This is a genomic window from Mesorhizobium sp. B2-7-1 (assembly GCF_006440735.1).
In the GTDB taxonomy this organism is placed as follows: domain Bacteria; phylum Pseudomonadota; class Alphaproteobacteria; order Rhizobiales; family Rhizobiaceae; genus Mesorhizobium.
In genome coordinates, this window is the sequence record NZ_VFUA01000050.1 from 1 (window position 1) to 12,492 (window position 12,492).

11 protein-coding genes are annotated in these 12,492 nt (G+C 65.1%); 3 read left to right on the forward strand and 8 right to left on the reverse strand.

Annotated elements, in window-relative coordinates; genetic code table 11:
- The first annotated feature begins 207 nt into the window (after positions 1-207).
- The 3 genes from FJ471_RS18995 (at position 208) to FJ471_RS19005 (ending at position 3,503) form a co-directional block, all read left to right on the forward strand.
- Positions 208-1,173 (forward strand): ABC transporter permease, encoded by a 966-nt coding sequence (locus FJ471_RS18995; RefSeq protein ID WP_140805709.1) that lies wholly within the window; start codon positions 208-210, stop codon positions 1,171-1,173.
- Positions 1,163-1,978 carry an ABC transporter permease gene (locus tag FJ471_RS19000; RefSeq protein ID WP_140805711.1) on the forward strand — a complete coding sequence of 272 codons (816 nt, stop codon included), beginning with the start codon at positions 1,163-1,165 and terminating at the stop codon, positions 1,976-1,978. Before FJ471_RS18995 ends, FJ471_RS19000 begins: the two co-directional genes overlap by 11 nt.
- Positions 1,979-2,075: 97 nt before the next feature.
- Positions 2,076-3,503 (forward strand): gamma-aminobutyraldehyde dehydrogenase, encoded by a 1,428-nt coding sequence (locus FJ471_RS19005; RefSeq protein ID WP_140805713.1) that lies wholly within the window; start codon positions 2,076-2,078, stop codon positions 3,501-3,503.
- 116 nt (positions 3,504-3,619) lie between these two features.
- Here FJ471_RS19005 and FJ471_RS19010 read toward each other — a convergent pair whose 3' ends face one another.
- From FJ471_RS19010 to fdhF, 8 genes are all read right to left on the reverse strand, one after another.
- Positions 3,620-5,029, reverse strand: coding sequence for an FAD-binding oxidoreductase (locus FJ471_RS19010; protein WP_140805715.1), 1,410 nt, complete (start codon positions 5,027-5,029; stop codon positions 3,620-3,622).
- A 337-nt stretch (positions 5,030-5,366) separates the two neighbouring features.
- A complete protein-coding gene (locus FJ471_RS19015) occupies positions 5,367-5,681 on the reverse strand; it encodes a hypothetical protein (RefSeq protein ID WP_140805717.1) in 315 nt (104 codons plus the stop codon).
- A gap of 55 nt (positions 5,682-5,736) precedes the next feature.
- Complete coding sequence (locus FJ471_RS19020; protein WP_140805719.1) at positions 5,737-6,099, reverse strand: nuclear transport factor 2 family protein; 363 nt, start codon at positions 6,097-6,099, stop codon at positions 5,737-5,739.
- An 81-nt stretch (positions 6,100-6,180) separates the two neighbouring features.
- Positions 6,181-6,654, reverse strand: a complete 474-nt coding sequence (locus FJ471_RS19025; protein ID WP_140805721.1) for a carboxymuconolactone decarboxylase family protein — start codon at positions 6,652-6,654, stop codon at positions 6,181-6,183.
- 108 nt (positions 6,655-6,762) lie between these two features.
- Positions 6,763-8,316, reverse strand: coding sequence for an alpha/beta fold hydrolase (locus FJ471_RS19030; protein ID WP_140805723.1), 1,554 nt, complete (start codon positions 8,314-8,316; stop codon positions 6,763-6,765).
- A gap of 152 nt (positions 8,317-8,468) precedes the next feature.
- On the reverse strand, positions 8,469-8,756 hold the full coding sequence (locus tag FJ471_RS19035) for a formate dehydrogenase subunit delta (RefSeq protein ID WP_140805725.1): 288 nt from the start codon (positions 8,754-8,756) through the stop codon (positions 8,469-8,471).
- The gene (fdhD, locus tag FJ471_RS19040) at positions 8,746-9,576 is read right to left on the reverse strand and encodes a formate dehydrogenase accessory sulfurtransferase FdhD (RefSeq protein WP_140805727.1); all 831 of its coding nucleotides are present in this window, start codon (positions 9,574-9,576) and stop codon (positions 8,746-8,748) included. Before fdhD ends, FJ471_RS19035 begins: the two co-directional genes overlap by 11 nt.
- Before the next feature lie 3 nt (positions 9,577-9,579).
- Entirely contained in the window at positions 9,580-12,492 is a 2,913-nt protein-coding gene (fdhF, locus tag FJ471_RS19045; RefSeq protein ID WP_140805729.1) for a formate dehydrogenase subunit alpha, read from the reverse strand.

The window sequence follows — 12,492 nt, forward strand, 5'->3', positions numbered from 1 at the left end:
GGTTTGCGCGAGGCCCCCCTCTCTGTCCTGCCGGACATCTCCCCCTCAGAGGGGGAGATTGGCTGTCCCTTTGGGTTTCGCCAATCTCCAACGTGGCAGAATTGGCGAGGCCGAGAAACTGCTGATCTCCCCCCTTGAGGGGGAGATGTCCGGCAGGACAGAGAGGGGGGCGAAGGATCGCGGTCTCGGTCTGCACACGGCGGCGCCATGACCATCGCCGCTGTTCAATCCAACCCCACGCCCGCCATCCTGCCGGGCAGCGGCGGCCTGCGCGGCGCCTTCTCCGATCTGTTCTGGCGGAGGCCGAAATTCCTGCTCACCCTGATGCTACTGCCGCCGCTTCTATGGCTGGGCATCGTCTATATCGGCTCGCTGTTCGCGCTGCTCGCCCAGAGCTTCTTCTCGATCGACGAGTTCTCCGGCCTCATCAATCGCCAGTTCACGCTGAAGACCTATGGCGATCTGTTCCAGGCCGCCAATCTCGACATCATCCTGCGCACGGTGACGATGGCGGCGCTCGTCACGCTCGCCTCCGCGGTCGTCGCCTTCCCCATCGCCTATTACGCGGCGCGCTATGCGCGCGGCCGCTGGAAGGCGCTGTTCTATCTCGGTGTCATGCTGCCGCTGTGGTCGAGCTATCTGGTCAAGATCTACGCCTGGAAGCTGATCCTGGCCAAGGAAGGCATCCTCACCTGGCTGCTCGCCAAGCTGAACCTGCTTTGGCTGCTCGATGCATGGCTGTCGCTGCCGATCGTCGGCGGCAACTCGCTGTCGGTGTCCTTCACCGGCACCTTCATCGTCTTCGTCTATGTCTGGTTGCCCTTCATGATCCTGCCCGTTCAGGCCGCGCTCGAGCGCGTGCCCGGCAATCTGGTCGAGGCCTCGTCCGATCTCGGCGCCTCGCCCGGCCAGACCTTCCGCAACGTGCTGTTCCCGCTGGCGCTGCCGGGCATCGTCGCCGGCTCGATCTTCACCTTTTCGCTGACGCTCGGCGATTACATCATCCCGCAGATCATCGGCACCTCGCGGCTTTTCATCGGCCAGGCCGTCTATTCGCAGCAGGGCACCGCCGGCAACATCCCTTTGGCCGCCGCCTTCACCGTGGTGCCCATCGTCATCATGGGTTTCTACCTCTGGGGCGCCAAGCGCATGGGGGCTTTCGATGCGCTCTGACCGTGGTCAAAATGCTCCGCTCGGCCTGAAGATCGCCGCCGCCTGCGGCCTGCTCTTCCTGCACCTGCCGATCCTCTTGATCTTCGTCTACGCCTTCACGACGGAAGAGAAGAGCTTCGTCTGGCCGCCGCCGGGGCTCACCACGCAATGGTTCGCCGTCACCTGGAACCGGCCCGACGTGTGGGATGCGCTGTCGCTTTCGGTCCGTGTCGCCGCCATCTCGACGGCGATCGCCCTGGTTCTCGGCACGCTCTGCGCCGCTGCCGTCTCGCGGACGCGCTTCTTCGGCCGCGAGGCCATCTCGCTGCTGGTCATCCTGCCCATCGCGCTGCCCGGCATCATCACCGGCATCGCGCTGCGCTCGGCCTTCGCGCTGGCCGACATCCCGTTTTCGTTCTGGACGATCGTGCTCGGCCACGCCACCTTCTGCGTGGTCGTCGTCTACAACAACGCCGTCGCCCGCTTCCGCCGCACCTCGGGCTCGATGATCGAGGCTTCGATGGATCTCGGCGCCGACGGTTTCCAGACGTTCCGGCATGTCGTGCTGCCCAACATCGCGACCGCGCTGCTTGCCGGCGGCATGCTGGCCTTCGCGCTGTCCTTCGACGAGGTCATCGTCACCACCTTCACCGCCGGCCAGCAGCAGACCGTGCCGATCTGGATGCTGGAGGAGCTCATTCGCCCGCGCCAGCGCCCGGTCACCAATGTCGTGGCCATGGTGGTCGTGCTGGTGACGCTGCTGCCGATCCTCTTTGCCTATTACCTGACCCGCGACGGTGACCAGATCGCGGGAAGTGGAAAATGAAAACAGCGAATAGGGAGTAGCGAATAGCGAATAGGGAAAGCCGACAGCCAAACCCTATTCGCTACTCGCTACTCGCTCCTGACCAAGGAGAGACCCCATGGACACCCAGATGCTGATCGGCTCGAAATTCGAGAAGGGCACCGAAACCGAGGAGCCGATCCTCAATCCGAAGACCGGGGCGACCATCCTCAACCTGCCGGAAGCGAGCCCGGCGCAGATCGAGGCCGCGGTGGCGGCCGCTGAAAAGGCGTTCGTCGGTTGGTCGCGCACGACGCCGGCGCAACGTTCCGGCTATCTCTTGAAGATCGCCGACCGCATCGAGGCGGAGGCGAAGGAGTTCGCGGCGCTCGAGGCGCTGAATTGCGGCAAGCCGATCAACGCGGTGCTCAATGACGAGATCCCGGCGATCGTCGACTGCTACCGGTTCTTCGCCGGCGCGGTGCGCTCGATGCCCGGCCAGGTCGCCGGCGAATATATTCCCGGCCACACCTCGATGGTGCGGCGTGACCCGGTCGGCATCGTCGCTTCCATCGCGCCCTGGAACTATCCGCTGATGATGATGGCCTGGAAGCTGGCGCCGGCGATCGGCGGCGGCAACACGGTCGTCTTCAAGCCGTCCGAACAGACGCCGCTGACGGCGCTGAAGCTGGCGAAGATCCTCGCCGAGGTGCTGCCCGAGGGCGTCGTCAACGTCGTGCTCGGTCGCGGGGACAGCGTCGGCAACACGCTGATCAACCATGCCAAGGTCAACATGATCTCGATCACCGGCGATGTCGCCACCGGCAAGAAGGTGCTGCAGGCGGCTGCCAAGTCGGTCAAGCGCACGCATCTGGAGCTCGGCGGCAAGGCACCGGTCATCGTCTTCGACGACGCCGACCTCGGCGCCGTGGTCAACGGCCTGCGCGCCTTCGGCTACTACAATGCCGGTCAGGACTGCACCGCCGCCTGCCGCATCTATGCCGGCAAGAAGATCTACGACAAGCTCGTCGCCGATCTCTCCTCGGCGGTCTCGACCATCAAGTACAACCAGCCGGACGACACCGAAAACGAGATCGGCCCGCTGATCTCGCGCCGCCAGCGCGACCGCGTCTCGAGCTTCGTCGAGCGCGCCTCCGAACTGAAGCACATCGAGATCACCACCGGCGGCAAGCCGGGCGAGGGCTCCGGCTTCTATTATCAGCCGACGGTCGTCGCCGGCGCGCTGCAGGAAGACGAGATCGTGCGCCGCGAAGTGTTCGGCCCGGTCGTCTCCGTCACCCGCTTCTCCGATGTCGACGAAGCGGTGAACTGGGCCAACGACAGCGATTACGGCCTCGCCTCGTCGGTGTGGACGAAGGACGTCTCGCGCGCCATGGCGACGGCCGCCCGCCTGCAATATGGCTGCACCTGGATCAACACCCACTTCATGCTGACCAACGAGATGCCGCATGGCGGATTGAAGCAGTCCGGCTACGGCAAGGACATGTCGCTCTACGCGCTGGAGGATTACACCGCCGTTCGCCACGTGATGGTGGCGCACGGCTAGGCGCCTTCGACCTCTCCCTTGTGGGGGAGGTCGGATTGCTCCGAATTGCGAAGAGCAATTCGGTACAATCCGACTTCGGCGCGACGATCCCTGTGTCGGCGGGATCAGCGTAGGAATTAAGCGGCTGTCCTGCCCTCCGCCATCGAAGTCGCAGGCTTGATGTTCTGGTTGACCCGGAAGACGTTGAAGGGGTCATAGGTGCGCTTCACCTGGCTCAGCCGCTCGTAATTTGCGCCATAGCTCGCCTGCACGCGCGCTTCTCCTTCGTCTTCCATCATGAAATTCACGTAGCCGCCTTCGCCGTTGTGGGGGTGGATGCTCGTCCAGTAGGTCTTGGCCCACTTGGTGAGGTCGGCGGCCTTGCCCGGATCGGGATCGATTGCCGCGATGACCATCGACCAGGTTGCGTCGCGCGCGTTCCATGCCGTTTCGTTCTTGCCGACGCGCCGAACGGCGCCGTCGATCGGGTAAAGATGCATGAGCGACAATTCGCTCGGCGCCTCGGCGGCCTGCGCGATATGGGTGGCGATGGCTTCGTCGGGAAGCGACTTCACGAAATCGCCCTTCCAATACCATTGCAGGCCTTTCGGAAGCAGCGGATCGAACAACGCCTGCAAGGCCGGAAATGGCATAACGCCCATCCAGTTGAAGATCGGCGGCGGCAGATTGTCGAGCAGCGGCGCCATGGCCTTGCGCCCGTCCTCCTCGGTGCCGTTGTAGCAGGAGATGATGGCGCAGGCGCGCTTGCCCCAATATTCGCGCGGGAAGGGATCGGTCGAGGGAACGGTTTTCAGGCCGACAAAGGCGCCGAGATCTTCCGGCGCCTCCGGCAGGTAGTCGCGATAGGTCCGCATGACGGCCAACGCATCCTTGGCCTCCCAGAACACCGGGCCGCCGAAGATCATGTTCACAGGATGGGCCTGGAACAGGAAGCTGGTCACGACGCCGAAATTGCCGCCGCCGCCCCGGAGCGCCCAGAACAGGTCGGGATTCTCAGCTTTGCTGGCTGTCACCACGCTGCCGTCGGCCAGCACCAGATCGGCTTCGACCAGATTGTCGATGGTGAGACCGTATCTGCGCGTGAGATAGCCCGTCCCTCCGCCGAGGGTCAGACCGGCAACGCCCGTGGTCGAGACGATGCCGGCCGGAACAGCCAGCCCGAAAGGATGGGTGGCATGGTCCACGTCACCCGACGTGCAGCCTGGCCCGACCCTCACGGTGCGCGTTTTCGGATCGACATGGACCCCTTTCATCATCGACAGGTCGATGACGAGGCCGCCGTCGCAGATCCCCAGCCCGGCGCCGTTGTGCCCGCCGCCGCGCACGGCGATCAGCAGGTCGTTGTCGCGCGCGTATTTCACGGCGGTGATCACGTCGGCGATGTCGGCGCAGCGTGCGATCAGCAGCGGGCGCTTTTCGATCATGCCGTTATAGACCTTGCGGGCCTCGTCATAGCCGGCATCGTCACGCAGGATCACCTCCCCGCGCAGGCTTTCACGTAGTTTTGCATGGGCTTCGTCGGTCATCGGTTTGCTCCCTTGATTGGGGCCACCGCCATGCGGCGGCGGCGCGACGCATTTGTTGCTTCGTTATGCCGCCTCGACGGGCGGGGTGCGTTGGATGGCGCAGGAAGATCACATTGCACCGATCCAGTGCGTGCCGCTTCGCCCGAAAGGGCCAGCGGGGCATGGCCCGGGAGAGCCATGACATGGTCGCCAACGCGGCCGCCGGGGCCGGCCGTACCGAGGCTCGGTCCCCCCGGCCTTGTCGATCTGATCAAGGCGAGCGGCCGCCGCGCGCCGCGGCCACTCGCGCCTTCGTGCTTGCCGGTCGCCTCTCAGCCCCGGCTCTTCGACGGTGCAGCTATTCCACGATCCGGAAGATCTGCCACTGGCTGGTGCCAGACACCACATAGGGCTCCAGTTCCTTGCCCCATTTGGCATGCGCGTCGATCTTGGCGATCTTGGCGAAGAACGCCTCCAACTGGGCCAGGCTCTCGACCTCGTGATGGGACTCGATCGTCGCTTCGCGTGCGCCGATCGAGCCCGTCATGAGCCGGAATTTCAAGTCGGCGAGCCCGACCTGCGAGCCGATCTCGCGCTCCCATTTCCGCATCAGCTCGAGTGCGGTCTGCTTGTGACCGAACTTGGCGTCGATCTGCCATCTGGCGCTGAACATTTTGGTTCTCCCTCATCATTGCGGCCCAGGCCGCTGTTGAGTTGTCCGTGGTTGACTATTCGTCCCAGGCCTGCACGACGGTCTGCCGCGCGATCAGCCCGTTCTTCAGCTCCACCATCGCCGCGCAGTACACTTTTGTGCCGTCCGGATAGGCGCAGGCTTGCATGAAGGCGAGGTTGTTCCCCTCCGCGATGGTGGTATCCACCTTGTGGGTCATCGCCCGGCTGCAGATATCGTCCCAGAAGGTGCTGATCGCCGCGCGGCCGCGGATCTCGCGCGGCTTGCTCGGCGGATTGTTGCGGTCGATCACCCGCACCAGCGCGTCGTCATTGTAGAAGCTCGACAAGAGCTTGCCGTCACGGCCTTCGATCGCCTTCTTGATCGCGGCGCCGTCCACTGTTTGTGTCTTGGTCAGCATTTCATCCTCCATATGCCCATCGTCTTGGGCGGTTGATGTGCGAAAGTGCCGCCCGGCGCTCATTGCCGGACAGGGATTTTCTTATTGCGACTTGGCTTTGACCGCCGCGAACAGGTCGTCGGTCTGCTTCTTGAAGGTCGCCATATCGACCTGGCTGCCGTTGAGCATCGTCGACCAGTGGCGCACGATCGCCGCCATCGCGATGGCCTCCTTGATCTCCTCGTCGCTCGCGCCGTTCGCCTTGGCCGCCAGCGTGTGGAAATAGATGCAGTATTGGCAGGGGATCTGCGAGGCGACCGCCAGGCCCATCAGCTCCTTGGTCTTGCCGTTGAGGGCGGTGTTCGGATTGAGCTGCACGCCCTTGATCTCGGCCCACGCGCCGGCCACCGCGACATCGGGCAGCGTCTTGAACATGTCGGGCACCGTGCCGAGCGTGGCCTGGATATCCTTGTAGGCCGCGGTTGCCGAGGCGTCCTCGGCCCGCGCCGGAGTGATGGCCAGCAATGCGCCCGCGGCAAATGCCAGCAATCCGATCTTGCGATTCAATTTCAGCATTTCATCCTCCATTCGCAGTGCCTTCGTGGCTGCATCGCCTAGCCTGCATGGGGAGAATTGATACCTCTTAGGGCGCCCCGACCGCTTCGCCCGAAAGCGCCATGGTTCTCATGGCCCGTCCGGGCCAGCATGTCTGGCCGAGAAGGCCGCCGCCGCCGCCCGCGACGGCAGGTCGAGCTTGAGCAATATGTTGGCGACATGGCGCTTGACCGTGTGCTCGCTGAGGCAGAGTTCGGCGGCGATCGCGGCATTGCTCTTGCCGTCGGCGATCAGGCTCACCACCTCGCTTTCGCGAACCGTCAGCGCCGTCGGCTCGGCCGGCTTGGGCTTGGGCCGGCAGGCCGGCTCCAGATGCTGCTCGGCCGTCACCTGCACCAGCGCCAGCGGCTCGTCCAACTCGTCGAGGCTGATGCGCCCGGCATCGGTGAAATGCAGCCCGGAGCCCGCGGCCAGGTCCGCGACCAGCCGTGAGCAGAGGATGTGGCCGCGTTCGGCATGCGCGGCGAGCTGCATCGTCACGCGCGCCGTCAGCCCCGTCGGCGGTCCCCGCACCTCGATCTCGCCGACATGCGCCCCTTGCGCGCTCGCCACGCCGATTTCCTGGGCCGCCTCGCGCAGCAGCGCCGCGCAGCGCACGGCGCGGGCCGGACCGTCGAAGCGCGAGATCATCAGTTCGCCATGCGTTCCGGCAACGCGCCCGCCATGGCGGCCGACCAGCAATCGCCAGTTCTCCTGGAAGCGCAGGCTGCGTTCGCTCCACAAACGGTCGCCAAGTCGCGCGGTGTCGTAGATACGGGTCACCAGCAGCGCGGCAAGCACGCGTTCCACATCCGCGACGGCCGGTTCTCCGGTCAGGAATTCCTCGACCAGGTCGGCCACGCGGTCGACGTCGCCGGTCCAGATCGGGTGGTCGCGCCCGGAGATCTCGACCAGGCGAGCGCCGGGGATCTTCCTGGCCAGGAAGCGGCTGGCGTCTGGATCGACGCGGGCGTCGTTACGGCGATGGATAAGGAATGTCGGCACCCTGATCGTTCCGAGCATGTCGCGCACGTCGATATCGGCGTTCATACGGGCAAGCGCTGCCGCGGCGGTCGGACTGGCCGACAGCCGCTCGAAACGGGCCCACCACTGGGTGAAGTGGGTATCGTCCACTCGGCCAGGCGCGAAATTCGGCAACGTCGCGCCGGTTCCCCAGCACGTTTCCGTCGTATCGACGAAAGCTTCCAGACGCTCCGGCGGCATCACCCACTTGTGGAAATGCGCATAGCCGCCATAAAGCACCAGCGCGCGCGTCCGCTCCGGATAGGTGGCGGCGAACAGCATCGCCATCGGCGCGCCCTCCGAGGCGCCGAGGATCGCCGCCCGGCCGCTGCCGGCGGCGTCCATCACCGCGCGCACGTCGTCCATGCGGGTCTCCAAGCTGGGCAGGTGGCGGCTGTCGACGCGGTCGGAAAGCCCGGTGCCGCGCTTGTCGAACAGGATCAGGCGCGAGAAGGCCGAGAGCCGTTTCAACAGGCGGCTGTAGCCTTCGTCTTCCCAATGCAGATCGAGATTGGAAATGAAGCCCGGCACGAAGACCAGATCGAACGCGCCTTGGCCGACCACCTGATAGGCGATCCGCACCTCTCCGCTGCGCGCGTATCTGGTCTCGATCGGCCTCACGCAAACTACCCCGTCCGGCCAGACGATTTTCTGCCGCCGACCATAGCAGAAACCGGCCGTCTAAGGCAGCCTAACTTTAGAGAGCTGAAATATAAGATCTTTGTCGCCGAAAGAGCGAAGCCGCTCTGCCGGGTGCGGAACGGCGTCCGGCCCTATGCCTGCCTGACATATCCGAGGTCCTTGTCGGCCTGCTCCGGCATCGGCGGCCGCTTGATCCTGGCCGAGGCGGCAACCACGAGCTCGTCGAAATTCTCGGTGCCGGCGTCGAGCATCTCGAAGAACTGGCGCCGCATCCGCGGCTCCCAGAACTTGTTGATGTGCTCGGCCACGCCGGCAATGCCTTCCTCGCGCGGCTTCGAATGAAAGAAGGTGGCGATCTGGTTGGCCATGCGCACCAGCTTTTCCGCGGTGCTGGCGATGTGGTCTTCGTCATGCGACATGCTTGGCAACTCCGGAAGCCACCCGTTCGGGGTGGGTGAAAATATCGAAATCGTCGCCGCGAACCAGCGCCACCAGCGTCATACCGGCGGCATCCGCCGTGCGGATGGCAAGGGCGGTCGGCGCGGAAACCGCCATGATGATCGAAGCACCGATGGCGGCCGTCTTCTGCACCATCTCCACCGAGACGCGCGAGGTCACCACGATCGCGCCGCTTGCGCCGTCGATGCCGGCCTTGGCCAACGCGCCGGCGAGCTTGTCCAGCGCATTGTGGCGGCCGACATCCTCACGCGCCATCACGATGCCCTTGCCGGGAATATAGAAGCCTGCGGCATGCACCGCGCCGGTCTCGGCGTGCAGCGGCTGCACCTTCGAGAGTAGTCGGACAGCGCTCGTTATGTCATCCGCGCCAAGCGTAAGCTTTGACGCACCGACGGCGTCGACCGAGCGCATCGCTTCCTCGATGGATTCGATGCCACACAAGCCGCAGCCGACCGGCCCGGCCAGCCGGCGCCGCCGCGCCTGGAAGCGCGTGTTGGCCTGGTCCTTCAGCCTGATCTGGATATCGATGCCGGCGCCGAGATCCTCGACCTCGATCGCCTCGATCTCTTTTCGGTCGGCGATGATGCCTTCGGTCAGCGAGAAGCCCAACGCGAAATCCTCGAAATCGGCGGGGCTTGCCATCATCACCGCATGCGTGGTGCCGGCAAAGGAGAACGCCACCGGCGTCTCTTCCGGCACCATGCGGTACGCGGTCGCTGTGCCGCTGGCGCGGTGCGCCAGCCGCGAGATTTGTGTCGTCGCTTTGCGGCGCGCGGCCAAGAACTACTCCGCCGCCTGCAGCGGAGCGATGCGCCGGCTCTGCTTGGCCTGTTCGTTATAGTCCTTCTGCCAGTCTGTCGGGCCGTTGGACGGCGCCACCTGCACGGCGGTGACCTTGTATTCCGGACAGTTGGTCGCCCAGTCCGAGAAGTCGGTGGTGATCACATTGGCCTGCGTGTCCGGGTGGTGGAACGTCGTGTAGACGACACCGGGCGAGACGCGGTCGGTGATCAGCGCGCGCAGCGTGGTTTCGCCCGAACGGCTCGCCAGCCGTACCCAGTCGCCTTCGCGCACGCCGCGGACTTCGGCGTCGTGCGGATGGATCTCCAGCCGGTCCTCGGCGTGCCACATCGAATTCTCGGTGCGCCTGGTCTGCGCGCCGACATTGTACTGCGACAGGATACGGCCGGTGGTCAGCAGCAGCGGATAGCGCGGACCGGTCCGCTCGTCCGTCGCCACATATTCGGTGCGGATGAACTTGCCCTTGCCACGCACGAAGCCGTCGACATGCATGATCGGCGTGCCGAGCGGCGCCTTCTCGTTGCAGGGCCACTGCACCGAGCCGACACGGTCGAGCAGTTCGAACGAGACGCCCGCGAAGCTTGGCGTCGTCTTCGCGATCTCGTCCATGATCTGCGACGGATGCGTGTAGTTCCAGTCGAGCCCGATGGCGCGGGCAAGCTCCTGCGTTGCTTCCCAGTCGGCGTAGCGCGCCTTCGGTTCGATGACCTTGCGCACCATGTTGATGCGGCGCTCGGCATTGGTGAAGGTGCCGTCCTTCTCGAGGAAGGTCGAGCCCGGCAGGAAGACATGCGCGTAGTTTGCCGTCTCGTTGAGGAAGAGGTCGTGCACGACCACGCATTCCATCGCGGCGAGGCCGCCGGCGACATGCTTGGTGTCGGGATCGGACTGCAGGATGTCCTCGCCCTGGATGTAGATGCCCTTGAACGAGCCGTCGACGGCGGCGTCCAGCATGTTGGGGATGCGCAGGCCCGGCTCGTCGTCCAGCTTCACGCCCCACAGGCTTTCATAGATGTCGCGCACCGCGTCGCCCGAAATGTGGCGGTAGCCCGGCAGCTCGTGCGGGAACGAGCCCATGTCGCACGAGCCCTGCACGTTATTCTGGCCGCGCAGCGGGTTCACGCCGACGCCCTGCCGGCCGATATTGCCGGTGGCCATAGCGAGGTTGGCGATGGCGATCACCGTGGTCGAGCCCTGGCTGTGCTCGGTCACGCCGAGGCCGTAATAGATCGCGCCATTGCCGCCCTTGGCGTAAAGGCGCGCGGCGCCCCGGATGGCTTCCGGGTCGACGCCGGACAGCTTGCCGACGGTTTCCGGGCTGTTTTCCGGCAGGGCGACGAATGACGCCCAGTCCTGGAATTCGGCCCAGTCGCAACGCTCGCGCACGAAGGCTTCATTGTAGAGGCCCTCGGTGACGATGACATGCGCCAGCGCCGTCAGCACCGCCACATTGGTGCCGGGCTTCAGCGGCAGGTGATAGTCCGCCTCGATATGCGCCGACTTGACCATCTCGGTGCGGCGCGGATCGATCACGATCAGCTTGGCGCCCTGGCGCAGCCGCTTCTTCAGCCGCGAGGCGAAGACGGGATGGGCGGAAGCCGGATTGGCGCCGATGATCACGGCGACATCGGTGAATTCGACCGAGTCGAAATCCTGCGTGCCGGCCGAGGTGCCGTAGGTCTGGCCGAGGCCGTAGCCGGTCGGCGAATGGCAGACGCGGGCGCAGGTGTCGACATTGTTGTTGCGGAAGCCCTGCCGCACCAGCTTTTGGACGAGGTAGGTTTCCTCGTTGGTGCAGCGCGAGGAGGTGATGCCGCCGATCGCCGTGCGTCCATATTGGTACTGGATGCGGCGGAATTCCTTCGCCGTATGCTCGATCGCCTCTTCCCACGTCACTTCGCGCCACGGATCGGAAATCTTCTCGCGGACCATCGGCGACAGGATGCGGTCCTTGTGCGTGGCGTAGCCATAGGCGAAGCGGCCCTTGACGCAGGAATGGCCGTGATTGGCCATACCGTCCTTGTAGGGCATCATGCGGATGACCTCGTCATCCTTGACCTCGGCCTTGAACGAGCAGCCGACGCCGCAATAGGCGCAGGTGGTGACGGCCGAGCGCTCCGGCATGCCCTTCTCGAGCACGGTCTTCTCGCGCAGCGCGTCCGTCGGGCAGGCCTGCACGCAGGCGCCGCAGGATACGCATTCGGAAGCGATGAAGTCCTCATGCATGCCGGCGACCATGCGCGACTCGAAGCCGCGGCCCTCGATGGTCAGCGCGAAGGTGCCCTGCACCTCTTCGCAGGCACGCACGCAGCGCGAGCAGACGATGCACTGCGCCGGGTCGTAGGTGAAATAGGGGTTCGATTCGTCGCGGGCGATATAGTCTACCGCCAGCGAGCCATGGCCGGGCGCCACGCCGCCTTCTTCCTTGACGTGGTTGCGGCCCTCGACGCCGTAACGGTTCTCGGAGAGACCGACCGACTTCGCCACCGCGTCGAATTCGCTGGCGCCGGTTCCGGCCTTCTCGTTCCAGCCCGTCGGATGGTCGGAGACATAGAGCTCCATGACGCCGCGGCGGATCGAATCGAGCCGGTCCGATTGCGTGCGCACCACCATGCCTTCGCCGACCGGCGTCGTGCAGGAGGCCGGCGTGCCGCCGCGCCCTTCGATCTCGACCAGGCAGACGCGGCAGGAGCCGAAGGAGTCCAGCATGTCGGTGGCGCAGAGCTTCGGGATCTCGACCCCGCCCTCCATCGCCGCGCGCATGATCGAGGTGCCTTCCGGCACGGTGATGCTTTGCCCGTCGACCGTCAGGGTGACCTGCTTGGTCGCTTTCGACTCCGGCGTTCCGTAGTCGATCTCTTCGATGAGTGTCGGGAAGTCGGCCTTGATGTTCAT